The 26,958-nt window shown below is 64.0% G+C and carries 20 protein-coding genes; 6 read left to right on the top strand and 14 right to left on the bottom strand.

Translation table 11 applies throughout. The annotated features are described in order from the left end of the window. Positions 1-175 precede the first annotated feature (175 nt). The 3 genes from ACVOMF_RS04565 to ACVOMF_RS04555 all read right to left on the bottom strand — a co-directional run bounded on the left by ACVOMF_RS04565 (position 176) and on the right by ACVOMF_RS04555 (position 3,789). Complete coding sequence (locus ACVOMF_RS04565) at positions 176-523, bottom strand: SH3 domain-containing protein (protein ID WP_481508207.1); 348 nt, start codon at positions 521-523, stop codon at positions 176-178. 79 nt (positions 524-602) lie between these two features. Beyond that, positions 603-2,633, bottom strand: coding sequence for a M3 family metallopeptidase (locus ACVOMF_RS04560; protein WP_481508206.1), 2,031 nt, complete (start codon positions 2,631-2,633; stop codon positions 603-605). Positions 2,634-2,667: 34 nt separating this feature from the next. Further along, positions 2,668-3,789: a PLP-dependent cysteine synthase family protein gene (locus tag ACVOMF_RS04555; RefSeq protein WP_481508205.1), complete on the bottom strand. Its 1,122-nt coding sequence runs from the start codon at positions 3,787-3,789 to the stop codon at positions 2,668-2,670. Positions 3,790-4,086: 297 nt separating this feature from the next. Between ACVOMF_RS04555 and ACVOMF_RS04550 the strand changes: the two genes are divergently transcribed. The 5 genes from ACVOMF_RS04550 (at position 4,087) to ACVOMF_RS04530 (ending at position 8,498) form a co-directional block, all read left to right on the top strand. After that, a complete protein-coding gene (locus ACVOMF_RS04550) occupies positions 4,087-4,458 on the top strand; it encodes a CopL family metal-binding regulatory protein (protein WP_481508204.1) in 372 nt (123 codons plus the stop codon). A 120-nt stretch (positions 4,459-4,578) separates the two neighbouring features. Further along, positions 4,579-6,384, top strand: coding sequence for a copper resistance system multicopper oxidase (locus ACVOMF_RS04545; protein ID WP_481508203.1), 1,806 nt, complete (start codon positions 4,579-4,581; stop codon positions 6,382-6,384). Further along, entirely contained in the window at positions 6,381-7,538 is a 1,158-nt protein-coding gene (locus ACVOMF_RS04540) for a copper resistance protein B (protein WP_481508202.1), read from the top strand. The genes ACVOMF_RS04545 and ACVOMF_RS04540 overlap by 4 nt, the downstream gene beginning before the upstream one ends. A gap of 61 nt (positions 7,539-7,599) precedes the next feature. Next, complete coding sequence (locus tag ACVOMF_RS04535) at positions 7,600-7,899, top strand: EF-hand domain-containing protein (RefSeq protein WP_481508201.1); 300 nt, start codon at positions 7,600-7,602, stop codon at positions 7,897-7,899. A 59-nt stretch (positions 7,900-7,958) separates the two neighbouring features. Then, complete coding sequence (locus ACVOMF_RS04530) at positions 7,959-8,498, top strand: DUF411 domain-containing protein (RefSeq protein ID WP_481508200.1); 540 nt, start codon at positions 7,959-7,961, stop codon at positions 8,496-8,498. Positions 8,499-8,784: 286 nt separating this feature from the next. Here the strand turns inward: ACVOMF_RS04530 and ACVOMF_RS04525 are convergent, their stop codons facing one another. From ACVOMF_RS04525 to ACVOMF_RS04510, 4 genes are all read right to left on the bottom strand, one after another. Next, positions 8,785-10,599: a 2Fe-2S iron-sulfur cluster-binding protein gene (locus ACVOMF_RS04525; protein ID WP_481508199.1), complete on the bottom strand. Its 1,815-nt coding sequence runs from the start codon at positions 10,597-10,599 to the stop codon at positions 8,785-8,787. Next, positions 10,596-11,288, bottom strand: a complete 693-nt coding sequence (locus ACVOMF_RS04520; RefSeq protein WP_481508198.1) for a PepSY domain-containing protein — start codon at positions 11,286-11,288, stop codon at positions 10,596-10,598. Before ACVOMF_RS04520 ends, ACVOMF_RS04525 begins: the two co-directional genes overlap by 4 nt. Positions 11,289-11,345: 57 nt before the next feature. Beyond that, entirely contained in the window at positions 11,346-14,060 is a 2,715-nt protein-coding gene (locus ACVOMF_RS04515; protein WP_481508197.1) for a TonB-dependent receptor, read from the bottom strand. Positions 14,061-14,156: 96 nt separating this feature from the next. Then, a complete protein-coding gene (locus ACVOMF_RS04510; RefSeq protein WP_481508196.1) occupies positions 14,157-14,615 on the bottom strand; it encodes a CopL family metal-binding regulatory protein in 459 nt (152 codons plus the stop codon). 393 nt (positions 14,616-15,008) lie between these two features. On the opposite strand from ACVOMF_RS04510, the gene gloA reads away from it, so the two are divergent. After that, positions 15,009-15,536, top strand: coding sequence for a lactoylglutathione lyase (gene gloA / locus ACVOMF_RS04505; RefSeq protein WP_481508195.1), 528 nt, complete (start codon positions 15,009-15,011; stop codon positions 15,534-15,536). A 78-nt stretch (positions 15,537-15,614) separates the two neighbouring features. Here the strand turns inward: gloA and ACVOMF_RS04500 are convergent, their stop codons facing one another. From ACVOMF_RS04500 to ACVOMF_RS04470, 7 genes are all read right to left on the bottom strand, one after another. Continuing rightward, a complete protein-coding gene (locus tag ACVOMF_RS04500) occupies positions 15,615-16,958 on the bottom strand; it encodes a M16 family metallopeptidase (RefSeq protein ID WP_481508194.1) in 1,344 nt (447 codons plus the stop codon). Beyond that, the gene (locus ACVOMF_RS04495; protein ID WP_481508193.1) at positions 16,955-18,313 is read right to left on the bottom strand and encodes a M16 family metallopeptidase; all 1,359 of its coding nucleotides are present in this window, start codon (positions 18,311-18,313) and stop codon (positions 16,955-16,957) included. The genes ACVOMF_RS04500 and ACVOMF_RS04495 overlap by 4 nt, the downstream gene beginning before the upstream one ends. Before the next feature lie 55 nt (positions 18,314-18,368). Then, positions 18,369-20,489 carry a protein-disulfide reductase DsbD family protein gene (locus ACVOMF_RS04490; protein ID WP_481508192.1) on the bottom strand — a complete coding sequence of 707 codons (2,121 nt, stop codon included), beginning with the start codon at positions 20,487-20,489 and terminating at the stop codon, positions 18,369-18,371. Beyond that, positions 20,473-21,732 (bottom strand): redoxin domain-containing protein, encoded by a 1,260-nt coding sequence (locus ACVOMF_RS04485; protein ID WP_481508191.1) that lies wholly within the window; start codon positions 21,730-21,732, stop codon positions 20,473-20,475. The genes ACVOMF_RS04490 and ACVOMF_RS04485 overlap by 17 nt, the downstream gene beginning before the upstream one ends. 78 nt (positions 21,733-21,810) lie before the next feature. After that, positions 21,811-24,975, bottom strand: a complete 3,165-nt coding sequence (locus ACVOMF_RS04480) for a TonB-dependent receptor (protein ID WP_481508190.1) — start codon at positions 24,973-24,975, stop codon at positions 21,811-21,813. A 149-nt stretch (positions 24,976-25,124) separates the two neighbouring features. After that, the gene (locus tag ACVOMF_RS04475) at positions 25,125-26,261 is read right to left on the bottom strand and encodes a FecR family protein (RefSeq protein WP_481508189.1); all 1,137 of its coding nucleotides are present in this window, start codon (positions 26,259-26,261) and stop codon (positions 25,125-25,127) included. Between the two features lie 40 nt (positions 26,262-26,301). Further along, the gene (locus ACVOMF_RS04470) at positions 26,302-26,820 is read right to left on the bottom strand and encodes an RNA polymerase sigma factor (protein ID WP_481508188.1); all 519 of its coding nucleotides are present in this window, start codon (positions 26,818-26,820) and stop codon (positions 26,302-26,304) included. Between the last annotated feature and the right edge of the window lie 138 nt (positions 26,821-26,958).

Below are 26,958 nucleotides of genomic sequence, written 5' to 3'. Positions count from 1 at the left end.
CCCCCCCCCCCCCCCCCCCCCCCCGCCGGCGGGGCGGCGGGGGGCCGCCCCCCCCCCCCGCCCCCCCCCCCCCCGCCCCCCCCCCCCCCCCCCCCCCCCCCCCCCCCCCCCCCCCCCCCACTACAGGTGTGACTAACGCTTCAGCCGAGCGTGGCTCGGCTCTACAGGTGTGGCCTCAGCCGCCGGGCTTGGCGGTCTCTATGACTACGCCCATCTGCTTGCCGGCTTCGGCCAATTTGACCTTTTTGCCGTCGCTGCGGGCGATCAGGTAATCCGCCGCTACCCAGCCGCTCCTGCCGTCTGCACGTACATTGCACCATTGCAGGTCGGCCAGGCAGCGCTGCACTTCCACCGTGGTGCCCACCGGCAATACCGCCAGGCGCTCGGCACGCTGATCCGGCGCGCTGCGCAGGTTCAGGCCATTGCTGACCTGGGCGGCAGGTTCATTGATGCGCGGTTGGAACCACAGCACGGCGCCGATGATGGCCGCGCAGGCTGCGATGCGGGTGATTAGCCGGGGCATGGCGTCATGCTTGGGGAAGACGTATCCCCAAGCTTGACCCTCATCGCTGCGGCTGACCAGCCCCGGCCGTGGCCACTGTTCAGGCAGTCATGCCGCTATGCCGCAACAAGGCGTCAATCTGCGGTTCACGGCCACGGAAGGCACGGAAGTTTTCGGCCGCACTGCGGCTGCCACCGCGCGACAGCACTTCATCGCGGAAACGCTTGCCGGTCTCGGCCAAGGCACCCGGTGCTTCCTCGAACGCAGCATAGGCGTCGGCGCTTAGCACTTCGGCCCACTTGTAGCTGTAGTAACCAGCCGCATAGCCGCCAGCAAAGATATGGCTGAACTGATTGGCGAAGCGGTTCCAGGCCGGCGGGATGTTCACCGCCACTTCGCCGCGCACGCGTTCCAGCAACTGCAGCACGCTTTCCTGTTCAGGCTGGTACTGGCTGTGCAGCAGCATGTCGAACAGGCCGAATTCCAGCTGGCGCACGGTGAACATGCCGCTCTGGAAATTCTTCGCCGCCAGCATCTTGTCGAACAGTTCGCGCGGCAGCGGCGCGCCGGTATCGACATGCGCCGTCATCGCTTCCACCTGCTCCCACTCCCAGCAGAAGTTCTCCATGAACTGGCTGGGCAGTTCCACGGCATCCCATTCCACGCCATTGATGCCGGCCACCGCCAGCTCGCCAATGCGGGTCAGCAACTGATGCAGACCGTGGCCCATTTCGTGGAAGACGGTTGTGACTTCATCATGGCTGAAGGTCGCCGGCTTGCCGTCATTGCCGCGGCCGAAATTGCAGACCAGATATACCAGCGGCGTCTGCACGCCGGCGGCGGTGACGCGACGGTTGCGGCAGTCATCCATCCACGCACCACCGCGCTTGCCTTCACGTGCGTACAGATCCATGTAGAACTGGCCAACCAGCGCGCCATCGGCATCCACCAGTCGATAGAAACGCACGTCTTCGTGCCAGACCGGCGCGCTGTCCTGTTCCACCTTGAGCCCGTACAGACGCTCGATCACACCGAACAGGCCGGCCAGCACCTTGGGCTCGGTGAAGTACTGCTTCACTTCCTGCTCGGAATAGCTGTAACGCGCCTGCTTGAGCTTCTCGGCCACATAGGCGAGATCCCAGGCCTGCAGTTCGTCCATGCCCAGCTCATCGCGGGCGAAGGTTTCCAGCTCGGCGCGGTCGCGCTGCGCATACGGCTTGGCGCGTGCAGCCAGGTCGCGCAGGAAGCTGAGCACCTGCGGTGCGTCGCTGGCCATCTTGGTGGCGATGGAATACTCGGCGTAGCTGTCGAAACCCAGCAATGCGGCCAGTTCGTTGCGAACGGCGAGGATGCGATCGATGTTGCCGGTGTTGTCCAGGGCCGCATCGCCGAACTCCGATGCACGCATCGCATGCGCGCGATACAGCTGCTCGCGCAGCGCGCGGTTGTCGGCATAGGTCTGCACCGGCAGATAGCACGGCATCTGCAGGGTCAGCTTGTACCCTTCGCGGCCATCCTTCTGCGCGGCGGCGCGGGCGCTGGCAATCACGTCATCGGGCAGGCCCAGCAGGTCATCGGCTACATCCACATACAAGGCGAATGCATCACCGGCATCGAGCACGTTCTGCGAGAACTTGGCCTGCAGGCCTGACAGCTCTTCCTGCAACTCGGCGAAACGCGCCTTGCCGGCGTCGTCCAGCTCGGCACCGCCGAGGCGGAAATCACGCAGTGCATTTTCCAGCGCCTTGCGCTGTGCTTCGTCGTAACTGGCCGCTGCCGGCGCGGCGGCCAGCAGCTTGTACTGTGCGTACAGCGCCGGGTTCTGCGCGACCGAGCTGCCGAAGCGGCTGATCTTCGGCAGGTTGGCGTTGTAGACCTCGCGCAGCTCCGGCGTGTTGACCACCGCCTGCAGGTGCGAAACCTGGCCCCAGGCGCGATACAGCCGCTCGGTAGCATCGTCCAGCGGCACCACGAAATTCTCCCAGCTCACCGGCGCCACGGTTTCGGCGGCTATCACCGCCGCTTCGGCCTCGGCCAGCAGCGTATCGATGGCCGGGGTGACGTGTTCAGCGCGGATCGCGTCGAAACGCGGCAGGCCGGAGAAATCGAGCAGGGGATTGGCGGTGTTCACAGTATTCCTTCAAACAGTTCCGGCTGCGCCGGTATCAGACCTGATATGGCGACGCTTCCAGCCAGGCACAAGGCAGGGCGGGCATGCCCTGCCCGGCCACGGCCGTGGCCACCACCGCATCGGCACCGACCACGTCGATGCCCTGCTGGCTGTACCAGTCCGGGTTGTAATAGCTGTGCGCGTAACGCTCACCGGCATCGCAGAGGATGCTGACGATGGAGCCATCACGGCCGGCAGCGCGCATCTGCTGGGCGGCGTACAGCACGCCGATGAAGTTGGTACCGGTGGAGCCGCCAACGCGGCGTCCCAGGGTGGCGCTGACATGGCGCATTGCAGCCAGGCTCAGCGCATCACTCACCTTCACCATCGCATCAACGCAGGTGGGGATGAAGCTGCGCTCCACGCGCGGACGACCAATGCCTTCCACGCGCGAGCCACCTTCGCAGGTCATGTCACGCCAGTCGCGGCCTTCGAGCGCGGCGCAGTAGCCGTCGTAGAAGATCGACACTTCCGGGTCGGCACAGAGGATGCGGGTGTCGTGGCGGCGGTAGCTGACGTAACGGCCCAGCGTGGCGGCGGTGCCGCCGGTGCCGGGGCTGCAGACGATCCATTCCGGCACCGGATGCGGCTCTTCGGCCATCTGCTTGAAGATGGATTCGGCGATGTTGTTGTTGGCACGCCAGTCGGTGGCGCGCTCGGCGTAGGTGAACTGGTCCATGAAATGGCCACCGGTCTCGCGTGCCAGCCGTTCGGATTCGCAGTTCAGGTCGCAGGCGCGTTGCACCAGATGGCAGCGGCCGCCATGGAATTCGATGGCGGCGATCTTCTCCGGCGAGGTGCTGGCCGGGATCACCGCAATGAACGGTAGGCCAAGCAGGCGCGCGAAGTAGGCTTCGGACACCGCAGTGGAGCCGCTGGATGCCTCGATCACCGGGCAACCCTCGCGCAGCCAACCATTGGCCAGCGCGTAGAGGAACAGCGAGCGGGCAAGCCGGTGCTTGAGACTACCGGTCGGGTGACTGGATTCATCCTTCAGATAGACATCGATTCCGGGGAAGCCCGGCAGGTCGACGGGAATCAGATGGGTATCGGCCGAACGGTTGTAGTCGGCTTCAATCTTGTGGATGGCCGCCGCCACCCAATCACGCTGGGACATGGATCGCCACTTCTTGGTGAATGCTGGTGTGGATTCTACTTGGTTGGGTTGTGGGGGGATGGCAACAACTGCAGGAGCGTTACCCCTCCCCAACCCTCCCCTGCGCCTGCGGCGCAAGGGAGGCGAGTTGCGGCCTCCGGTGAGTTGGCCGATGCCCGCGCGTCTACCTCCTCCCTTGCGCCACAGGCGCAGGGGAGGATTGAGGAGGGGTGCTTTGGCTCTGGTTTTTCCCAACCATTCAGCCCAGCCCCCACTCAGGAATGCTATGGTTCAGCCCTGCTTCCCAACCTGAATCCCGTGCCGCGCATCCTGCTGCCCCTGCTGCTATGCCTGACCCTGATCGCTGGTGCGGTCGGTTCGGTGTGGTCTGCGACGGCGATGGCCATGCCGATGCAGGCAATGACGATGGCAATGGAAGCCGGTGACAGCGCGCACGACTGCTGCCACGAGCAGGAAGCCAATCTGCAGTGTGATGGCGGCGACGCCGACAAGGCGCCCTCGCCCTGTGCCAGCGGTGACAGCTGCGACTGTAAGCAGCATTGCAACATGCTGCCCAGCGTCACGATGACGCGGCTTGCACCTATGCGCCATGCATTGGCGCCAATGCCAGCACTCCCCTCTCGCGACGATGTGGCCCCGGGCCAGCTCAACCGCCCTCCCATCGCCTGATTCCCGCGCCTTCTGGCGTCCGCAGATATCTGTGCCAAGGCCATCGCCCTGGTGCACCCTTGATCTGTTCAGGACATGCAGCGACGCATCGTGATGCGGCTGTGTGACCGGGAGTTCCACATGTCTTCTGATTTCCTTTCCGATTCGCGCTCGGTACTGTCGCGACGTCGTTTCGTGCAGGGCCTGGCGATTGGCGGCGTGGTCGCCGGTGCCGGCCTCGCCCGCATCCCACAGGCCTTCGCCGCCGGCAGCGCCATGGCGGTGCCGCCGGTTGAGCTGCGCGGTACCGAGCTGAGCCTTGCCATCGGCCGCTCGGCGGTCAACTTCACCGGCCGTACCCGCCCCGCCATCACCGTCAATGGCTCCTTGCCGGCGCCGATCCTGCGCCTGCGTGAGGGCGACACCGTCAACCTGCGCGTGGCCAATACGCTCACCGACGAGATCACCTCCATCCATTGGCACGGCATCCTGCTGCCGGCCAACATGGACGGCGTGCCGGGGCTGAGTTTCAACGGCATTGCGCCGGGTGAGGCCTACCAGTACCGGTTCCAGCTCAAACAGTCCGGTACCTACTGGTATCACAGCCATTCGCTGTTCCAGGAACAGGCCGGTCTGTACGGCGCGCTGATCGTCGATCCACTGGCACCGCCGCCGTACCACTTCGACCGCGAACACGTGGTCATGCTCTCGGACTGGACCGACATCGATCCGGATGCGCTGTTCCGGCGCATGAAGAAGATGCCGATGCATGACAACACCTACCAGCGCACGGTCGGTGACTTCATGCGCGACGCACGCAAGGATGGTCTACGGGAGACGCTCAGTGACCGCGGCATGTGGGGCCGGATGCGGATGACGCCTTCCGACCTGTCCGACATCAATGCCCACACCTACACCTACCTGATGAACGGCACCGCCCCGGCCGGCAACTGGACCGGCCTGTTCCGCAGTGGCGAAAAGGTGCTGCTGCGCTTCATCAACGGCGCCTCGATGACCTACTTCGATGTGCGCATCCCCGGTTTGAAAATGACCGTGGTCGCCGCCGATGGCCAGTACATCCATCCGGTCAGCATCGACGAGTTCCGCATTGCCCCGGCCGAGACCTTCGACGTCATCGTCGAGCCGACCGGCCAGGATGCCTTCACCCTGTTTGCGCAGGACATGGGCCGCACCGGCTACGCCTGCGGCACGCTGGCAACTCGGCATGGCCTGCAGGCACCGATTCCGCAGATCGATCCGCGCCCGCTGCTGACCATGAGCGACATGGGCCACGACATGGGCAGCCATGGCGACCACGGTGCCGGCATGGAAGGTGGTTGCGGCGCCAACATGGGTGCCAAGGGCATGGAAGGCGGCTGCGGTGCGGCGATGGGCCATGGCGCCCATGGCGGCGGCGACAAATCGCCCAAGCACAAGCCCAGCGAAGCCGGCAACCCACTGATCGACATGCAGACCGCGGCCACCGAGCCCAAGCTCGACGACCCCGGCATCGGCCTGCGCGACAACGGTCGCAAGGTGCTGACCTATGGCGCGATGCGTTCCTTGTTCGAGGACCCGGATGGACGCGAGCCCGGCCGCGAGATTGAACTGCATCTCACTGGTCATATGGAAAAGTTCGCATGGAACTTCGACGGCATCCCGTTTGCTGGCGCCGAGCCCATCAAGTTGAACTATGGCGAGCGCATGCGCATCGTGCTGGTCAACGACACGATGATGCAGCACCCGATCCACCTGCACGGCGTATGGAGTGACCTGGAGAACGCCGACGGCGAGTTCCAGCTGCGCAAGCACACCATCGACATGCCGCCGGGTACACGCCGCAGTTACCGCGTGCGTGCAGACGCCTTGGGACGCTGGGCCTTCCACTGCCATCTGCTGTACCACATGGAAGCGGGCATGATGCGCGAAGTGAGGATCGACGCATGAAGACTTTTTCTCACTCGCTGCTGTTCATCGCCCTGGCCGCCAGCGGTAGTGTCTTCGCGCAGGACCCGCATGCGGGCCACGCTGGGCATGCCGCTGAAGCAAAGCCAGCAGTGGACCCGCATGCCGGGCACAACATGCCCAAGGCCAAGCCGGCCGATCCGCATGCTGCGCACCGTGGTCATGGTGGCAAGGCCAAGGCTGCTGATCCACATGCGGGCCATGCCATGCCCAAGGCAGAGGATCACTCCAGCCACGGCACGGCGGCTGACCCGCACGCGGGGCATGCAATGCCCGACGATCCGCATGCCGGTCATGCCATGCCCAAGGCGGATGATCATTCCAGCCATGGCAAGACGGCTGATCCGCACGCCGGCCATGCCATGCCGGCCGATCCGCATGCTGGTCACAACATGCAGGGCAGCAGCGCCAGCGACGCGCCGCGCGAGCCGATCCCAACGCCGACCAAGCAGGACTTCGACGACGCCTTCCCGGTGTTGAAGCCACATGCAATGGAGCATGCACCGTCGTTCAACAGCCTGGTGGTGTTCGATCACCTGGAAGCCTGGGACAATGCCCACGGCAGCGGCCAGGCCTGGGGCATCGACTCCTGGTTCGGTAACGACATCAACCGCCTGTGGATCCGCAGTGAAGGCGAGCGCAGCGAGAATGCGCTCGGCGACTGGTCGGTGGATGCGCTGTACGGGCATTCGATCTCGCCGTGGTGGGACGTGGTGGCCGGCGCGCGACATGACAACAGCCGTGAATCCCCGGATCTGACCCGCGCGGCCTTCGGCCTGCAGGGCATGTCGCCGTACAAGTTCGAAGTCTCGGCGATGGCTTACATCGGTGGACCGCGCAAGGCCGAGCTGGCCTTCGAGGTCGAATACGACGTGCTGTTGACCAACCGGCTGATCCTTCAGCCGGTGGTGGAAGCCAGCATCGTTGCCGATGATGATCCGCGCCGCGGTGTAGGCAAGGGCTTGAGCAGCGTGGAAGCAGGCCTGCGCCTGCGCTACGAGTTCACCCGCAAGTTCGCACCGTATGTGGGCTTCGTGCACGAGCGCGCGTTCGGCGATACCGCCGACCTGCACCGTGATGCCGGCGAAGGCGTGAGCGAATCGCGCTGGGTTGCCGGTGTGCGCTTCTGGTTCTGATTCGTAGTGATGGCGTCGCATGCCGACGCCATCACCACTCTCCCTACAAGGAATACATTCGATGAAGTTCTTTATCCAGGCCGCACTGGTCGGCGCGATCTCCCTTGCCTCCATTTCCATCGCGCAGGCCCAACATGCCGGCCATGAGCACCATGCACCGGCGGCCAAGCCCGCTGCGAAAGCGCCGCAGGCTGATGCAGCGGCGACGTTCAAACGCTTTGATGCCAACAAGGACGGCTTCATCAGCCGCGAGGAGCTGCCCAGCGGTCACCCGCTGCTGCCGCACTTCGGCATGAGCGATGGCAACCGTGATGGCAAGCTCGACGCCAAGGAATTCGAGCGCGGCCTGTCGATGCTGTGACGCCCTACTGCCGCACTGGCCTCCGGCCGGTGCGGCAACCTGTCCAAGGAATCTAGATCATGAAGATGCGTTCAAAGCCGATGTTCTCGCTGCTGGTGCTGGCTGCAGGCACCTTGTTGATCAGTGCCTGCAATGCCAGTCCTTCGACTGCTGCTGTGGCAGCCGCAACGGCTGCTGCGACACCAGCGAAAGCGGTTGAAGCTGCGCCGGCTACCAAGGCATTGCCGTTGGTGGTTGTGCACAAGGACCCGAACTGCGGCTGTTGTGGCGGCTGGGCCGAGCATATGCAGGCCGCTGGCTTCCCGGTGCAGCTCAATGACACCAGCGACATGATGGCGGTCAAGCAACGCCTGGGAATCGCCGACGGAATGATGTCCTGCCATACCTCCGAGATTGATGGCTATGTCGTGGAAGGCCATGTGCCGGTGGAAGACATCAAGAAGTTGCTGGCCGAGCGCCCGCAGGCGCGCGGGCTGGTGTTGCCGGGCATGCCGGTGGGTACGCCGGGCATGGAATCGCCGGATGGTTATCGTCAGGCGTTCACGGTAGCGCTGCTGGGCAATGATGGTTCGTTGAGCGAGTTCTCAAAGCACGAGTGATGCCGCCGCAATAATGATCGGAGTAAAGCCCCTCTCCCGTTCACGGGAGAGGGGTGGGGGTGAGGGGAAGCATCTAGCTAAGCAAAGTCAAAAGCCCCCCTCATCCGCCCTCCGGGCACCTTCTCCCGCAAGCGGGAGAAGGGAATATCCAGAGCCGAAGCCGAAGCCGAAGCCAAAGCCAGAGCCAGAGCCAGAGCCGAAGCCAGAGCCGAAGCAACAGCAACAGCAACAGCAACAGCCGTAGACCTCCGACATCTGCAGCCGCAACATCCAAGTCCGCCTTCAATCAAATCTTGAAGTCATCAAACGCAACCCGCTCATCCGCAACACCCAGCTTGCGCAGCAACTGCCTGGTCGCCGCCAACATCGCCGGCGGCCCACACAGATAGAACTCGCAACCAGCCAGATCCGGATGCTGCTTCAATAGATCCTCATGGATCGCTTCATGCACACGACGTGCATCGCCCCCCTGCCCCGACCACACCGGATGCCAACTGAAGTTGGCATGTTCATGTGCCAGCTCCTGCATCTGCTCGACATAAGGGCAATCGCGCTCGCCACGGGCGCCGTACCAGTAATGCATACGTTCGCCACCGCCTTCATCCAAGCGCTGCTGGACAAGTGCACGCAGCGGTGCCATCCCCGCACCGGCGCCAATGAATATCTTCTCGCGGTCACTGCCACTAAGTGCGAAATCACCAAACGGGCCGCTGTAGCGGACACGGTCACCCTCGCGCAGCGTATAGGCGAAGGTCGAGCCCTTGCCCGGCGGATGCTTGCGATTCTCCTGCCAGCCGGGGCTGAAGCGCACCAGCAGCACCAGGCCGCCGTCCGCGTTGGACACCGGTGTTGCCAGCGAATACGAGCGCCGCACCACCGCCTTGTTCTGCAGGGTCCCAGGCAAGGACAGCGCTTTCCAATCCTCGTCGTGCTCGGACGGATACCACACCGCGCTGCGCGGCAGCTCGTACTCGGGCACGTGCAGCTGCAGATAGCAGCCCGGCTGGAACTGCGCATCCGCGGTCTGCTCCGGGCGCAGATGAATCTCACGCAGGAATGGGGTCACGGCGACGACCTTCTCGACGATGGCCCAGTGTTCGGTCCATAGGCTGGCGCCGCCAGCCACTTCGATCTCGACGTCCTCATCTACCTGCAGGTTGCAGGCCAATCGACAACCTACCTTGCGCTTGGCATCAGACACGTGTGCGCGATCTGCCGCCGTTGCCTTGCCCGCGCCAGAACGTACCCGCACCTCGCATAGACCGCAGCTCTGGCCGCCACCGCAGTTGGAGGGAAGATTGATGCCCTCGCGTGCCAATGCCACGTACACACTGTCACCACTGGCTACCTCTACCGTGCGCAGATGCGCGCCGCCCGGTGCATAGACCATCAGCTGCCGGCGCGAACGCCAACGACGCGGGATGAACTCCTGCAGGTGGAAACTGGCGATCAGCAACCACACGCCGGTCAGCGCCAACCACAGGCCACCGATGCCCATGCCAACCACCAGCGGATTGTTGAAGTTGACCCGGCTGCTGTAGTCCATGATGTGCAGCATCCAGAAGATGTCGAACAACCGCCACGTCGCGTTGCGGTGCTCCATCACCTGGCCGCTATGCGCGGACACATAGATACTCGTGTCCTGCGCATCACTGAAGTCGATGCGCCACACCGGGTCAGGGTTTGCCCGGGTTTCCAGCGTCTTTTCCAGATACCGCGGCGCGGCGGCGACACCATCACCGGCATAGGCCGCTTGTGCGACTTTCGCCGCGACTGCCGCATCAATGCTGATGCGCTTGCCGTCGCGGGCGTCGATCACCTCGGTGCCTTCCGGCGATTGCAGGCGGTACACCGGCTGATGCAGCAACCAGCCACTGTCCAATGTTGCCGCCTCGCCCTTGGCTGCAGCCAGCGCCACACTTGGCGATACTGCCGTGGCCGGCCACACAGGATTGGCGACAGCTGCAGCTTGCTGGGCACTGCCTTCGATTTTGTCAGGGTCGAGCAGGCTCATCATCAGGCCGCTGCCCAACCACACCACGAACTGCAGGCCGACGATCAGGCCCACCCACTTGTGCAGGGTCCGCATCCAGGGCGTCATGCGCTCCTCCGCTTGCCGAAGCTGTAGAACAACAACCAGATGCCGCTGAGGGCGAAACCCAGGCCAATGATCGAGGCCACGCGCAACAAGGTGTTGTTGACGTCGGTGCGGTTCTCGTAATCCATGATGTGCAACATCCACACGAAGTCGAATACACGCCACAGGTCATGCCTGCGTGCCAACAGCTCACCGCTATCCGGTGACAGATACAGCGTGCTGTCGCCGCGGCCGCTGAAATGCACCGCCCACATCGGTACCGGCCGGGTCTTCACTTCCGACGGGGCGCGGGTGATCCACTCCACCCGCTCCACTTCGCCCTTGCCCTGATACAGCGACTTCGCCAGCGCTATTGCCTGCTCACGGTCCATCGGTGCCAGGCGTTCGCCGCTGGCGGCATCCACCAGGTACTTCTGTTTGCCCTGGCGGATCTCATAGACCTCGCGTTCCAGCACATGCTTGAGCCGGAACGACTCCATCTGTGGATAGCGCGCAGCCAGCACATCGGCGCCAACGCGCGCGGCCTGTGCCGGCAGCGGTGTGCCATGTACGTGGGCCAGGTGGTCGCCATGGATCACGTCCAGCGGCACCACGGTCATGTAGACACCGCTGAGCATCCACAGCAGCGCCTGCACGCCGATCACCAGACCGATCCATTTGTGGGCACGTCGTGCCCAGAATGCGGGTTTCATCAACATCATCCTCGTTCAATGACGCGCCCCGCCGCAGCGGCGGGGGGGCGCATCCAATCACCAGCGGTAGCCGATGCGTGCGTACCAGCGGCGACCCAGCAGGTCGTAGGTCATCGTATCGGTGTTGGCATCGGTGTAGCTCTGGATGAACGGCGGCTTCTTGTCGAAGACGTTGTCCAGGCCCAGCGATACATCCAGCGCCTTGCTCACCGCGTACTTGAGCTGCAGGTTGTGATAGAACACCGACGGCGCGTGATCACCGATGTCACCGCGGGCCGCATTGATGTCATCGGCCCGGCCGATGTACTGCGTGCTCCAGGTCCCCGACCATTGATCGCGCGAGGCATTCATCGAGACCAGACCGCGCCACTTGGCATAGCTGCCGCGGCCGCCGGTGATCTTGCCGGCGTACTCGATCAGGTCGGCACCGTCGTACGGCCGCACGTCATAACGCTGCAGGTAGGACACATCGGCACTGACGCTGGCATCGAAGCCGGCTGCCTTGAACTCATACAGCGCACCGAAGTCGTAGCCGGTGACATGCTCGTTGGCGGCATTGACCGGTTGCGAGGACAGGAAGTCGACTTCGCCGGTGCGCGGGTTGCGGGTGAAGTTGCTGGCATCACAGAACGGATGCGCCAGCCCCGGGGTGTTGTAGCAGATGGCCAATTTGGTGGAGCCGTCGATACGCTGGATCGCGTGCTTGATGCGGATATTGTAGTAATCCAGCGTCAAGGTCAGCCCGGACAGGAACTCCGGCGTCCACACCACGCCTGCGGTGAACGAGGTGGCGTCTTCCGGCTTCAGATCGGCGTTGCCACCGGAGGTGGTGAGAATGGTGTTGCCCGGCTGCACATAGCCGGCCGGCACACCGTAGGCCTGGCAGTTGGCACGCACCGTGGAGCCCGCCGGCAAGGCCGACCAGTTGCTGCACGGATCGGTGGTGGTCAGGTTGCCCTCGGCCACGCCGCCAAACAGTTCCGGGATGTTCGGGATGCGGAACGCGGTGGCGTAGGTGCTGCGGACTTTCAGCGAGGAATTGACCTGCCAATCCAGTCCGGCCTTGTAGTTGTAATCGCGGCCGAACAGATCGTAGTCCGAGGCACGCCCGGCCAGATTCAAATACAGCGAATCGGCGATCACGTTGTCCTGCAGCAACGGAATGGCCAACTCGGCGAAGACTTCCTTGGCGGTGTATTCACCGGCAATCGGGTCCTGCTGGTTGGTGTTGCCGATGCCCAGTACGGTCAACGGATCCGGATTGCGCCAGCCGCGTTCCTTGCGTACTTCCACGCCGGTAGCGAAACCCACCCAGCCTGCAGGCAGCTCGAAGATCTGTCCGCTCAGGTTGGCGGTGAAGCTCTTCTGTTCGTTGCCGCCGGTATCGCGCGAGGTGTAGAGGATGTAGTCGAGCACCTCGCGACTGAGGTCGCCGTAACCCAGATAGTCGCCACAGGGAATCGCCGCGCCCGGTACCGGGCTGCAGATGCTGCGGTTCAAGGTCTGCTCGACACGGTCGAGATTGGCAACGTTGTCCGAGCCATCGACGCCGGTGTTGCGGCCCCAGTTCAAGGCAGCCGACCAGTCCCAACCAGTGCCGAACTGCCCCTTCACACCCACCAGCCCGCGGAAGGTATTCACCTCCTGCGAGAAATGGCGCGGGCCGGCTTCTTCCAGGCGACGGCGTTGCAGCAGCAGGTCCTGTCCGGTCGGGTTGGTCGGGTGATTGGCAGCGATATTGATCGGCCGGTACACGCCGAGCCCGCCCGGCGCGGCCAGCTGATCGGATTGGCGGTTGGTGTACATCAGCTCGGTGAACACGGTGGTGTTCTCGCTGAGCTGGCTGTCACCGAACACGCTGATGCTGATGCGCTTGATCGGATTGACCGCGTTGAGCGTAGGGTTGCCGTTGTAGTTGTGCTTGGCGGCCGAATACGGCTCGTAGAAATCGCCGTTGCCGCCCAGCACCTGGTTGAAGTTGACGCGGCTGCCATCGGCCAGTAGCGCGCGTCCGCCCACCGTGGTGGAACTGCCAGAGCACACCAGCTTGCCGCCCACTTCGGCCAGGCCGCAGGGCGCGCGTGAGCCCATATTGACCGTGCCACCTTCTGCATAGTTGATGCCTGCCATCAACGAGCCACGATCACTGGTGACGCCCCAGGCCAGGTCGACAGCGGTTTCGTCGCCATCGCCACGCGTGGTCTGGCCGTAGCGCACTGCCGCTTCGGCGCCGTCGAATCCTTGCTTGGTGATGATGTTGACCACGCCCGCCACCGCATCGGCACCATAGATGGCTGAGGCGCCGTCCTTGAGCACTTCCACGCGCTCGATCAGCGATACCGGGATCATGTTCAGATCGACCGAACTGTTGGCGCCGGTACCGCCATTGACGATGCGGCGGCCATTGAGCAGCACCAGGGTGCGGTTGATGCCGAGGCCGCGCAGGTTGACCTGGGTGGTGCCGTAGCCGTTCTCGGCCCAGTAGGCATTGCTCTGGCTACCGGCAAAACCGGCCGAGGCCGGCAGGCGCTGCAACAGCGTGTCCACCGAAGTGGCGCCGGAGCGTTCGATGGCCTGCGCGTCGATCACGCTGACCGGGCCTACGCCCGACAACTGCGCGCGCTTGATGTGGCTGCCGGTGACCTGCACGGCATCCAGCGTGCGGGCGGCTTCATTCGGGGGTTGCGCGTCCTGCGCGTTGGCGGTGTGGACGGCGGTGGCACACAGCAGCGTGCCGATGGCCGCAGCCAAGGCTTGGGGCTTCAAGTACATGTTCTCTCTCGCTGGGATTCTTTCTCGGGGCGATAGCCGCGGTCGCGGGCGCGAGCACGGTTCACTACTACGTCGTGGTGACGCGAGAACAACCGCTCAGACGATGGGAGGTCGGAAGACGCGGGACAGCCTGCCGGCCGGCAATACCAGCGCCGGCAATGGCGTATCGGCCGATACCGGCGGATGCGCACCGGCGAACAACAGCGCCGTCGCGGGGGGATAGATGGTGAACACACACAGGCATTCGCAGCCCACGCTATCGGCGCAGCTGCAGTCATCGGCATGGTTGGAGGTCGACTTGCCGGTGTGCTCGTCGTGGCCGCTGCCAGCCGTTGCAGCCGACGTGCGATTTACCAGATCACTTCGAACCGGGTCACTTCGCACCGGGTCACTTCGAACTGGATTACAGCTGGCACTGGCCGCGCGGGTAATCCCGGCAACCGCCGGAACCCCATCCGCATGCAGCACCATGCGCGTGCTCGCCCATGCCCCGAGCACGCCTTCGACGGCGAGCACCAGCATCAGCAACAACGGCAGGCACATACGGTAGGACATGGAGTTCCGGACAATTCCGTTATTTGTATATACATACAATGAATAACGCGAGCAGCGAAACCTTGTCAACCGCCGCTGGTCACGCCGTGGCTCCGTCCGTGGTGGCATCCCCTGCCAACAATCCGCGCAGCCCTTGCGCCAGCGTCACTTCCCAGCGCACATCAGGCAATGCATGTGCGCTTCATCCAAACGAGGGGAACAACGACTATCCTGCGACGCAGCATAGCCAGCGCGCGCGCAGCCGCCTAGCCACTGAAGGTATGCCGTTGATGATTTTTTGTATCGACGCATGCAAGCTGGGGTGGCGATTTCAAATGCAACTTTCTGCATGAACATTGCGTTGCCGTAGCTGCACACGCGCCCTCCCCCATTCATCGCAACAGGACAGATTTCATGAGCCTTCAAACCCTTGCACAACAGCCCGGTGTCGCCGCCCAGGTGCCGGCCGAAACCAACGGCTTCGTGTTCAACCACACCATGCTGCGGGTCAAGGACATCCGCGCCTCGCTGGATTTCTATACGCGCGTGCTCGGCTTCCAGCTGATCGACCAGCGTGATTTTGCCGAAGCGCAGTTCAGCCTGTACTTCCTGGCCTATGTACCGGCCGGCGTGCAGGTGCCACAGGACGATGCCGAGCGCCGCCTGTGGATGGCCGGCATTCCCGGTGTGCTGGAACTCACCCACAACCACGGCACCGAGAACCAGGACGGCCCGGTCTACCACGACGGCAACAGCGACCCGCGCGGCTTCGGCCACATCTGCGTGTCGGTGGCGGAACTGGAAGCAGCCTGTGCGCGTTTCGAGGAACTGGGCGTGCCGTTCCAGAAGCGCCTGAGCGATGGCCGCATGAAGAGCCTGGCCTTCATCAAGGACCCGGACGGTTATTGGGTTGAGATCATTTCCAATAGCGTGCGTGCCTGATCAGCGCACGGCCTTGAAACAACAAACGCCGGCGTAAGCCGGCGTTTGCTGGTGTCGAACCACTTGGCAGAATTCGACTTACTTCTTGAAGGTACCGGCCTTGACCAGCACCATCTTCTGCGGGTCCACGTACTTGCGGATCGCACCGTTGACCTGCTCCAGCGTCACCGACTGGATCGCCTGCGGGTAATTGTCCAGCCATGCCAGGCCAACACCGCGCTCAACCGTGCCGATGATCGCTGCCGACATGCCGTCGGTATTGCCCAGGCCGACCTGGTAGCTGCCGACCATCGCCTGCTTGCGTGCATCCAGCTCTTCAGCGGTGATGCCATCCTTCCACCAGCGCTGCAGTTCGCGGCGGGTGCTGGCGATGCCCTTGTCCATCAGCTCCGGTGCGAAGGTGGTGCTGATGCCCAGGCCGCCGTCCATGTAGTCGCTGCCCAGCAGATTGCCGCCGATGCCGTAGGTCAGGCCTTCCTTCGCGCGCACCGCTGCCATCAGCCGGCCGGTGAAGCCAGAACCCAACACGTCCACGCCCACCGTCATCGGCAGGTAGTCGGCATCGGTGTAGCGCAGGCCGGTGGCCTGGCCGAGGAACACGCTGACACTGGCCTTGTCCTTCATCGCGATGCTGTGCTCGGCGGCCTTGGCCGGCAGCCGTGCCGGCGCGTCGCGCAGATAGTCCACGCCACCACTCCAGCCGTTGAAGCCGTGTGCGACCGCGGTCTCGATCGCCTTGGCATCGACGTCACCGGCAAATACCAGGGTCATGTGCGCCGGGCCGTAATACTTCGCGTGGAAGGCCTTGATTTGTTCCAGCGTCACCTGCGGCACCGCCTTGAGCATGGCTTCGCGCGGCGCCGGTGCGTTGATGCTGCCAGCCGGGAAGATGCTCAGCATCATGGTTTCGCGGGCCATCGCGCCGGGGTTGTCGCTGGCCTGGCGTAATGCCGCTTCCAGCTGCACCTTGGCCTTGGCCAACTCTTCAGCGGTGAAGGCCGGCTGGCGCAGCTGTTCGGCGAGCAGGTCGAGCACGGTCGGCAGGTCCTGCTTCAGGCTCTTGCCGTAGATGCCGATGCGCGCCGCGCTGGGGCTGAAAGACAACTGCGCACCGATGCCGTCCAGCGTATCGGAGATGGCGAACTTGTCGCGGCGGGTGGTGCCGGCTTCCAGCAGCATCGCGGTCAGCGTCGGCACGGCCGGGTTGTCGGCCTTGGCGGCGAGGAAGGCATCACCCAGCGGCATCGAGCCGGTGAAGGTGACCACGTCCTTGACCCCCATCGGGTAGACGATCAGGTCGATGCCGGCAGCCTTGGCGTGCACGGCGGTGTCGGCGACGCCGGCTTGGGCGGCGAATGCGGCAAGGCTGGACAGTGCAGCCAGTGCCAGCGGAATCAGTCGAATGCGTTTTGCGTTGTTCACTTGCTGCTCTCCGGCACGAACCAGCCAACCGTGCTCTGCTCTGCGGTGAAATACTTGCCGGCGACGCGCTGCACGTCAGCCGGGGTGACCTTCTCAAGATCCTTCAAGGCGCTGGAATACAGGGTCCAATCGCCCATCGCGATGAACTCGTTGAGCGCATCGGCGGCCTGGTCGGTGCCATCGCGGCGGTAGGCTTCCTCGGCGCGGTACGGGCCGAGCAGGCGCTTGATTTCCTCGACGCTGACGCCGTCGCGGGCAACCTTGGCGATCTCGTCGCGGACGATCTTCTCGATCTCTTCGTGCTTGCTGTCCGGGGCCAGCGCCACGCTCAGCATGAACAGGCTGGGATCGCGCTGCTGGTACATGCCGCCCGATACCGCCACCGCCTTGCTGGTGTCCACCAACGCACGCTGCAGGCGGGCGCTGCGGCCGCCCTGCAACACCAGCTCCAGCACGTTCAATGCCGGAATGTCCTTGTCCAGGCCCGCCGGGGCCTTGTACGCCATCATCACCGTGCCGGTTTCGCCGCCGCGACGCAGCGTCACCCGACGCTCGCCCTGCTGCTCCGGCTCGGTGGTGTAAACCTCGGGAATGGCATGCGGCGAACGCGGCACCTTGCCGAACTTGTCGCCGATGCTGGCCAGCACCTTGGCGCTGTCAATATCGCCGACCACGGTGACAGTGGCGTTGTTCGGCCAGTAGAAGGTGTCGTAGAACTCGCGCAGCTTCTCGATGGACACCTTCTCGATATCGCTGCGCCAGCCGATCACCGGATGGTGGTACGGATGTGCGCTGAAGGCAGTGGCCCACATCAGCTTCATCAAGGCGCCGTTGGGATTGTTCTCGTTGCGCTCGTACTCGTTGCGCACCACGGTCATTTCGCTCTGGCGATCCTTCTCGCGCAGCAGCAGGCCGCGCATGCGGTCGGCTTCGATGGCGATGTAGCCGTCCAGCGCGGCCGGTGGCAGCGTGGCGTAGTAGTTGGTGCGGTCCAGCGAGGTGGTGGCGTTGAAGCCGGCACCGACGCGGTCCAGGTAGGTGTCGACGTTGTTAGCGCCGTCGAAGTTGGTGCTACCCATGAACATCAGGTGCTCGAGCAGGTGGGTGCCACCGGTGGTGCCGGTCACTTCATTGCGTGAACCGACCCGGTAGGTCATCTGGAAGGTCACCACCGGTGCGGCGTGGTTGGGCAGCAGCAGCACGCTCAGACCATTGGCATCGAGCCGGTACTCGTCGATGCCATCAGCGGATTTTACGTAGGTGAAGCCATTGACCTTGACCGGCTCGGCCGAGGCAGCAGCAGCTGCCATCAAGCCCAGCGCAAGGCCGGCGCACAACAGGCGTTGCGAAATCATGCGTTGCGTTCTCTCTAGATGCGCCCGGAGGCGCGGGGAAAGTCGGGGCGGGAGTTCAATCCCGTCCTGGTGGGGTAGCGTTTTCCAACGCGGAGAGCACGATCTCCGGCGTGAGTACCTCAGGCAGTTCGCGCGGTGGGCCGCCACCGGCCGGATAGGCCAGGTTGAACGGCACCGCGCTGCGGTTCCAACGTTCCAGCTCGGCAGTGATCAGCGGATCGGCATTGGTCCAATCAGCCTTCAACGCGACCACTTCGTTGTCGCGGAAATAATCGTTCACCCGCGCCGCGGCGAACACCACCTTCTTGTTGACCTGGCAGGTAGCGCACCAACGCGCGGTGAAATCGACATAGATCGGACGGCCTTCGGCCTGCAGCTGCTGCACGCGTTCGCTGCTCCAGGCTTCCCATTGCAGGGCTTCCGGCGCTGGAGCACGCGGCCAGCCGAACAGCACCGCCGCAGCCAGCACCAGCACGCCGGCAACCACACTGAATCTTGCGCGGCCGCCGCGTGCACCGGGACGGGTGCCACGACCATACAGCCACAAACCGAAGCCAAGCAATGACAGCGCCAGCAAGGCATTGAGCAGGGCCGCTTCGTGCAACTGCCCGGCCAGCACCCACAGCAGATAGCCGACGGTGGCATACAGCGGAAAGGCCATCAGCTGCTTGAAGGTTTCCATCCACGCGCCGGGACGCGGCAGCAGTTTGACCAGCGATGGGAACACCGACAACAGCAGATACGGCAGCGCCAGACCCAGCGCGATGGCGGTGAACACCACGAACGATTGTGCGGTTGGCAGGGCCAGGGCAGCACCCAGGGCCGGTGCCAGGAACGGTGCACTGCAGGGGGTTGCCACCACGGTGGCGAGCATGCCGCTGAAGAAGCTGCCGGCCACGCCACTGCGCGACTGCAGGCCGGAGCCGACGCTGGTGGCACGCATGCCAACCTCGAACACGCCACTGAGGTTCATCGCGAACGCCAGCATCACCAGCGTCAGCACGAACACGAACGACGCTGATTGCAGCTGGAAACCCCAACCCAGTTGCTGCCCGCCTTCGCGCAATACCGCCAGCACGCCGGCCAATGCCCAGAATGACAACAGCACGCCCGCGGTGAACGACAGCGCGTGCAGGCTGACCTTGCGCCGGTCATTGCCAGCCTGCTCGATGAAGCCAACCACCTTCAGGCCCAGCACCGGGAACACACAGGGCATCAGGTTGAGGATCAGCCCGCCGAGCACTGCGAACAGCAGCACCAACAGCGACAGCTGCGCACCATCATTGCCTGCGCCTGAAGCCGGTGCAGCCCCAAGGTCGGCCGTGCTGACCAGCGCAGTCGCCTCGGCCTCGGCCACGAACGGCAGCTCGATACTGACACCACGGTAGATGCCCTGTGCGTCGGTATAAGCCAGCACACCACGCAGCGTCGCATCGGCCGGCATGGTCTCGGCCGGGTCCAGTGGCAACTTCAGCAAGGCGCGTGCACCACGGTTGCCAATGGTCTGCGGCACCTTGTAGGAGACGAACTCGTCGGCCGGGAAGAAGTGCAGCTCGGCGATATCGGCCGGTGCGGCCACGCGCAGGGTCAGGTCACCCTGCTCGCGGGTCGCCGCCAGCTGCCAGCCTTCGCTGGAGCTTGGCATCGGCAAGGCCGCCAACGCCGCCTGCACATCGGCATCAGGCTGTGGCGGATCGGCATTGACCAGCACACTCAAGCTCACTGCCGCCTTGCCCGGGATGCACACCGTCTCGCACATCAGCCAACGGGCCTGTGCCTTCAACTCCACCGTACCGCCGGGCTTCAGGTCAGCCGGTGCGATCAGCCGCACCGGCAGGTACGACAGGCCTTCATAACCATGGCCGGTGATGTTGCCTTCGCGGTCGCGCACCAGGATTGGTGTTGGCCACTGGATCGCCTCGGCGGTCCAGCCCGGTGGCAACTCCCACATCAGCTTGGTCGGCAGGCCGGTGCCAGCGTTCTTCCAGAAGCTGTGCCAATGCGGATCGTGCTGCAAGCGCAACGCCAACTGCAGCGGCTGGCCCGGCTGCACCGAGCGCTGCGCGGCTACCAACTCGGCCTGCACCTGCGCCAGCACGCTGCCGGGCAGCAGCACGCCGAGCAGCAACAATGCGCTCAGCGCGACGCGACGGATGACATCAATGTGCAGGCGCATCTTCAACCTTCTTGATCTGCGCACGTACTGCGCGCTCGACGTCCCACTCGCGCATGCCGACGCCGACGATGGTGCCGTCACCGGCGATCAGGTAGTTCTGTGGCAGCTGCACCACGCCATAGGTCTGCGCGGCCTTGTCCTCGAAGCCTGGCGCCTGCAGGTTGATCCACGGCAGATCGTTGCTGCCGCCCTCTTCCTGCATGGCCTTGGTCCAGTCCGCCTTGTCTTCATCCAGTGACACGGCGTAGATCTCGAAGCCATGCGCGTGGAACTCGCGGTAGACCTTCAGCAGATGCGGGAATTCACCACGGCACGGGCCGCACCAGGAGGCCCAGAAATCCAGCAGCACCAGCTTGTTGCGTGCCAACACTTCGGACAGTTTGACCACCTTGCCGTCCACGCCAACCGCTTCGATGTCGGCATAAGGCTTGCCCGGGCCGAACTTCTCGGCCAGCTGCTGGGTCTTGGCGTAATCGGCGGCGGCCTGCTCCATCTGCGTGATCAAGGGATGCGCGCCGAGTTCCTGCTTGTAGCTGGCCAGCAACTGCGCACGGCGGGCCATGTCGTAGCGCTTCCAGTCGTAGTTTTCGCTCAGCACGAACAGCTTGAGCAGGGTCGGCTCGGCACCGTCGAGGATGACCGCGTCGTAGTCGTTCCTGACCTTGGTCAAGGCCGCAAACGGCGCAGCAACCGACTCGCGCGCGGCTTTCATCGCCGCTTCGTCGTTCTCATCCACGCCACCGAAGGCCTTGCGGTTGGCTTCGCGGTTGACCTTGTAGGCAGCTACATAGGCTGGATCCTGCAGATAGCCGTAGACACGCTCGGTCAGGCTACCGCCTTTGGCAACCGGCCCCAGCTCGCCGCTTTCGATACGCAGCTCGCCCGGCTCCAGCACCAGTTTCACCGAGCCCTGACTACCGACCATCAGCACCGCCGGTACGGCCTGCTTCACCTCACCGCTGAGCACGAAGGCGCCACCCTGCGCGGTGGCCGTGGCCACCGGCTCTACATGCATTGGGTCGGTCGCCGCCGATGGCACCAGCAGTTTGAGTTCAGTTCCATCGGCCAGCCCCGACAGGGTGCCGCGGATGCTGTACGCACCGCTGCTTGCGGGCGTGGCGGTGGCGTCCTGGTCTGGAGTGGCAGGCGGTGTTTGCGATGGGCTGCAGGCAGAAAGGCCAAGTGCAGTAGCGACCGCGCTGGCCAGCAGGCAAGCGCGCAGGGTGTTGGCGATGGACTTCATGGATTTCCTTGCAATGGATGCGGCGCGCCGCCGACGAGGGATCGGCGCGCCGCGCTGTTACGAAGCAACGCGTCGGCGTCAGAACTCTTTCTTGATGTCCAGGTAGAGCACGCGACCGCGGATGTTGACGCGGTTGGAGACGAAGCCAGACAGGTTGTCGACGAAGGGATAGTCGCGGTCGAACATGTTCTGCACGCCGATGCGCGCGGTCACCCCGCCCAACCAGCCATCCCGCTGGTGCTTGCGATAGCCGACCTGCGCATCGAAGGTGGTGTAGGACGCCGAACGTGTGCGCGGGTTCTCGTTGGGAATGAAATCGTTGTAGTCGGTAGCCGTGGCCGACAGCGGATACAGCACGCGGTGCGCGGCACTGTAGTGGCTACCCAGCGATGCGAACCATGCGTTACCTTCCCAGCCCACGAACAGGTCACCGGCCCACTTGCTTGGCCCCAACTCGCTGTCCGCATAACTCAGGGTCGGCATCGACGCCAACGAACGCGAGGTCAGCTCCAAGGTACGCACGGCATTGAGCTCGATACGCCAATCACCCCAGTCATTGCCGAAGTAATAGCTGGCAGTGGTATCGATGCTGCGCGACCGACGACCGAGGAAATTGATTGCACGGTTGTCCCACAGCATCACCCCGTTCTCGCCGACGATGAAGGTCCCCTCAGGCATCTTGCTGATGTCCTTGAAGATCTCCGAATAGGTCAGGCCGGACAGCGGATCGCCGATATAGTTGTCGAAGGTGGTGCGGTTATAGGTGGCCGACAACTGCAGGCCGGTGGCGAAGGTCGGCGACCAATCAAAGCCATAGGTCACCACGCTGGCCACCTGCGGCTTCAGGTTCGCGTTGGGGCCGCTGAGTGCGACGATCTGGGTGACGCCGTCCGGCAATTGCCCACCGTTGAACAGCACCCGTGAGGTGTAGTCGTCCATGATCAGCTGGCCGAACTGCTGCTGGGCCTGCGGTACCAGGAAGGACTCGCCCCAGGTGGCGCGCAGGCGCAGTTGATCGATCGGCTTCCAGGCCAGCCGTGCCAGCGGACTGGTGCGGCTGAAGCTGCGTGACACCACGCTATCGCTGCCCGTGATGCCATCGGTGCCGTCATTGTTGACGCCGGTCAGCTGCTCGACATCAAAGCCACCGAGTTCACCGAGCCCGACCGACCAATCACGCAGCGCGCTGTCGCCACGCTGGTCGAAACGCTCATAGCGGGCGGCAACGGTCAGGCTGAGCAGCTTGGCCAGCGGCTGATCCTTCAACAGCGGGATACCGATTTCGGTAAACAGCGCTTCGGATTTGCCCGTGCTCTCCGACCTCAGCTGTTCACCGAGATTGCTCTCGTAGTTGTAGCGCTGCTCACGGTGCTGCGCGCCAAACGCCGCTTCAATCTTGCCTGCGGGCAGCTGGAACAGCTCGCCGCGAGTCAGCAGGTCGACGGTATTGGCGCGCGACTGGAAGCGATAGACATGGCGCTCGACCAGACTCTGCAACAGCTCGCGGTTGCGCGCGACGATGGCGTCGTTGCTGCCATCGCCAAACACGTTCAAGCCATTGAGCACTTCCAGCGTGCGCGCATAGCCAGCGGCACCCATCGAACCGGTCAGGTCCATCAAATCGGTGGTGGTTCCCCTCTCGCGACCGGTGCTGAAGGTCGCTTCGTAGTCCCAGCCCTTGGCGAACGGCAGTTTGCCGTTGATGCCGACATGCGCGTCGCTGTTGGTCTGCTTCTGGTCTTCGCTCAGGCTCATGCCTTCGAACTCGCGCTCGAAGGAATAGCCCACCAGCACGTCGCTACCGAAGTTGTTGTATGGATTGCTCTCCGGAACATAGGTGTTGTAACCGTCCTCGAAGATGCTGAAGTCAAACAGCGTTGGCCGCCAGTTCTCCTTGTTGACCTGGCGCACATGGCTGATGCCGTAGTTCAGCTGCGTGGTTTCGCCAAGATCGTGCACGCCACTGATGCGGACATAGCGGTTGTCGACCTTGGGACCGATGCGGCTGCGCTCATAGGTCGACGGTGCGGTGGCCGGGTCATAGGCGAGCAGGCTGTCCGGATCCAGTGCGGTGCCATCCTGGCCGCCGGGAATCACACCGAGCGCCTCGCCCATGAAGTGATAGCCAATGCCGAAATCCAGCGACTCATAGACCACGCCGGGCTGGCCCTTGTTGCGGGTACGGCCGTTGACGCCGCCACGGTCGCTGAAGTCGCCGCGGCCGTTCGGACCGACGTGGATCAGGCTGGTGACGTCTGCAGGCAGCGTACGCTCAAGCCCGACTGCGGCGGTGACGTGACCGCTGCCATAGCCAAAGGTACGGGCAAGATCCAGCCGCGATACGTCGGCGCCGGTGCTGGAGTTCTCGTGGCGCAACTGCGCGGTGGTGCCGTCGTAAGACTTCTTCAGCACGATGTTGATCACACCGGCAACCGCATCGGAACCGTAGATGGCGCTGGCACCATCGCTGAGCACTTCGATGCGCTCGATCTGCGAAACCGGAATCGAGGAAATATCGGTATAGGCGCCCTGCGCCTGCGCAGAGCCGCTGCGGCGACGACCATCGACCAGGATCAGCGTGGAGCGGCTGCCCAGGCCACGCAGGTTGGCGCCGGAGGAGCCCAGCCCGGACACACCATCGCCATAGGAACTGCCAAACTCCTTCTCGCCCAGCGCGCGCGAGGCGCTGGTGCGGTTGGAGAAATTCTGCGGCAGGTTGCGCAACACGTCTTCGATCGACGCATAACCACGGCTTTCGATCAGCTGCGAATCGATCACGATCAGCGGCGAGGCCGGATCAATGTTCTTCAGGTAGGTACCGGTGACATTGATCGTCTCCAGCGTTTCGGCATCGCCACCTGCCTGCTCAACTACATCGGCGGCACTGCCACGCGGGCGGATGGCGGCGGTTTTGGCATTGATGTAGGCAGGCGTATAGCCGGTAGGCGCAAGCAGCTGCTGCAAGGCAGCGTCCGCAGCAAGGCGGCCACTGACCGCGCCGCTCTGTACGCCACTGCCAGCGCCGCCGGCATACACCACCTGCAGGCCGCTCTGCTCGGCAAACAGTTCAAGTGCCGATGCCAATGACTGTGCAGGAATATCAAACTGGAACACCGCCGCATCGGCCACCGTATCGGTCACCACTGCTGACTGTGCCACCGCCACATTGCCGGTGCCGACCAGCAGCGCTAGCGCCACCGCCTTCACCAACGCATGCTTATGAAGAATAGTGCTGGACCCCATGGATAGTTCGCCCCCGAAAGACATCGAATGGTTACCGAGCAACCGGAACCGCCTTGCGCGGAACCAGCCTCTTGTTACATCCGTGTGTCCAAGTGCGAAGAAAGGGTACTCATCACTGAAAATATTTTTTCGGGCCCTTGCATTGCCGCCTACTGACGGCCACCGCGGTTGCCAATCACGCTGCGATCAGCCTGGCGGCTGACCTGCAGCTGAGAACAGCATTCCAGGAACTGCAGGAATGAGTCGGCATCGTCGGCATAGAAGACGCCGCTGTAGCGCTGCTCGCGGATCAGCGGATCGGTGACCACGATGGGCCGTGGGTTGTAGCGATTGAACTCGCTGATGATGTCGGCCAGAGTGTCGTTGCGGAAGCTCAGGCGACGCTTGCCATCGGCAGGCGCATTCGGCGCTTCCAGCGGCATCCGCAGCATGGCCTGCTGGCCCTGCGGTATGCGTGCCTGTTCACCAGCTGACAATGCCGCCGGACGGCCCAGCGATTCAACCTTTGCCTTGCCCGCCTCCAGCGTCGATGCATCGTCGCGCCACAGCGATTCCAGCCAATTGCTGTTGGCGGTCACCTTCACCTTGCCCTCGCTGACCGCCACCAGCGTGCCGGAAGGCAGCCGATTGACGGTAAAGCGCGTGCCCACCGCCTGCACGGTGTTGTCACCAGCATGCACACGGAATGGGCGGCTTGTGTCGTGCGCCACGTCGAAGGTGGCCTCGCCATCACGCAACTCGATGTCACGCACGCCCGCACTGAAGCGCACGGCGATATAGGACGCCGGCGCCAAGGTGACCATCGAGCCGTCAGCCAGGGCAATGCTACGCTGCTCGCCGACCGCACTGGCGTACTGGTGGACCGGCACCTCCGGTTGCAGCAGGGTCCAACTACCGGCCAGCAGCGCGCAGACGGCAACCCCAGCCACCAGCGCCCAACCCAGCCTGCGACGGCGTCCGCGCGTGGCTGGTTTGCACTCCTGCGGCCTCGCCGCCGGCACAGCACTGGGTGCATCGTGCAGCGGCACCACGTTGTCCATGGCCTGTGCCTGCGCCAGCACCGCGTCCAGGTCAAATGCCTGCAGTGCGGCGCCGGAGGCCAGCTCACGCTGCACCAACTGCGCCATCAGCAGTTCTTCCAGGTGCAGCGGCGAGCGCGCTACCCAGGCCGCAAAGCCGGCTCGGTCCGCAGCGCTGGGCGTTTCGCCCATGACGTGCAGCCACTCTGCGGCCTCGCGTGCGGCCCGCTCCCGGCTCTGTTGCGGCGATGTGCGATAGATATTCATGGTTTCACCCGCCCTGCTCGTCGCAAGGTCCACATCCTGTTCATCGTTCCAAGCTCGCGCGTACATGCGCCAGCGCTTCGACACTGTATTTCTTCACCGTGTGCACGCTCAGCCCCAGCTTCTGCGCAATCTGCGCATGGCTGAGGCCTTCGCGCCGCTCCAGCAGCAGCACCGCCAACCGGTTGGCCGGCAGCTGCGCCAGCGCATCGCCCACCTGCCGCTCGAAGAAGCCACCGCCTTCACTGAAAGCCGCCTGCCCCGGGTTTTCGGATACCGCATCGACCACGGTCGAGTCGTACAGCAGCCGGCCCTGGCGCTGACGCATGTTGAACTCGCTGGCCACATGCGCGGCGATGCCATAGATATAGGCCAGCGGGTTGCGCACGGTCTCGATGCTCTGCACGCGCAGCAGGCGCAGGTAGACCTCCTGCACCAGGTCACCCAGATCCTGCGCCTCGGCCACCCGCCGGCGCAGGTAGCGGTGCAGCTCGGCGCTGTAGTCGTGGACCGCGCGGGCAGCGAAATCGCGCCCGGGCTGGTCCTGTCCGGCCGGCTCCATCATCGTCTCCCGCCCGGACCTTGCCGGCGGTGCTTTTTCCGCAACCTCATCACCCGCTCCCAATGGCAGGGGCGACGGACACAGCGCCCCCATGACCATGCAGTGCGTGGCAAAGGGCGATTTGGGTACTCCGGGTGC

The sequence above is a fragment of the Stenotrophomonas sp. STEN022 genome (assembly GCF_056760155.1).
The sequence above is the reverse complement of the archived record's forward strand: the minus strand, read 5'-3'. Positions and strand labels throughout refer to the sequence as shown.

Bases quoted from the DNA above. Each gene is read 5' to 3' on its own strand.
- ACVOMF_RS04535 (WP_481508201.1), top strand. From the start codon at position 7,600: ATGAAGTTCTTTATCCAGGCCGCACTGGTCGGCGCGATCTCCCTTGCC.
- gloA (WP_481508195.1), top strand. From the start codon at position 15,009: ATGAGCCTTCAAACCCTTGCACAACAGCCCGGTGTCGCCGCCCAGGTG.
- ACVOMF_RS04475 (WP_481508189.1), bottom strand. From the start codon at position 26,261: ATGAATATCTATCGCACATCGCCGCAACAGAGCCGGGAGCGGGCCGCA.
- ACVOMF_RS04480 (WP_481508190.1), bottom strand. From the start codon at position 24,975: ATGGGGTCCAGCACTATTCTTCATAAGCATGCGTTGGTGAAGGCGGTG.
- ACVOMF_RS04515 (WP_481508197.1), bottom strand. From the start codon at position 14,060: ATGTACTTGAAGCCCCAAGCCTTGGCTGCGGCCATCGGCACGCTGCTG.
- ACVOMF_RS04470 (WP_481508188.1), bottom strand. From the start codon at position 26,820: ATGGAGCCGGCCGGACAGGACCAGCCCGGGCGCGATTTCGCTGCCCGC.
- ACVOMF_RS04525 (WP_481508199.1), bottom strand. From the start codon at position 10,599: ATGACGCCCTGGATGCGGACCCTGCACAAGTGGGTGGGCCTGATCGTC.
- ACVOMF_RS04520 (WP_481508198.1), bottom strand. From the start codon at position 11,288: ATGAAACCCGCATTCTGGGCACGACGTGCCCACAAATGGATCGGTCTG.
- ACVOMF_RS04540 (WP_481508202.1), top strand. From the start codon at position 6,381: ATGAAGACTTTTTCTCACTCGCTGCTGTTCATCGCCCTGGCCGCCAGC.
- ACVOMF_RS04545 (WP_481508203.1), top strand. From the start codon at position 4,579: ATGTCTTCTGATTTCCTTTCCGATTCGCGCTCGGTACTGTCGCGACGT.
- ACVOMF_RS04490 (WP_481508192.1), bottom strand. From the start codon at position 20,489: ATGCGCCTGCACATTGATGTCATCCGTCGCGTCGCGCTGAGCGCATTG.
- ACVOMF_RS04565 (WP_481508207.1), bottom strand. From the start codon at position 523: ATGCCCCGGCTAATCACCCGCATCGCAGCCTGCGCGGCCATCATCGGC.
- ACVOMF_RS04530 (WP_481508200.1), top strand. From the start codon at position 7,959: ATGAAGATGCGTTCAAAGCCGATGTTCTCGCTGCTGGTGCTGGCTGCA.
- ACVOMF_RS04485 (WP_481508191.1), bottom strand. From the start codon at position 21,732: ATGAAGTCCATCGCCAACACCCTGCGCGCTTGCCTGCTGGCCAGCGCG.
- ACVOMF_RS04510 (WP_481508196.1), bottom strand. From the start codon at position 14,615: ATGTCCTACCGTATGTGCCTGCCGTTGTTGCTGATGCTGGTGCTCGCC.
- ACVOMF_RS04495 (WP_481508193.1), bottom strand. From the start codon at position 18,313: ATGATTTCGCAACGCCTGTTGTGCGCCGGCCTTGCGCTGGGCTTGATG.
- ACVOMF_RS04555 (WP_481508205.1), bottom strand. From the start codon at position 3,789: ATGTCCCAGCGTGATTGGGTGGCGGCGGCCATCCACAAGATTGAAGCC.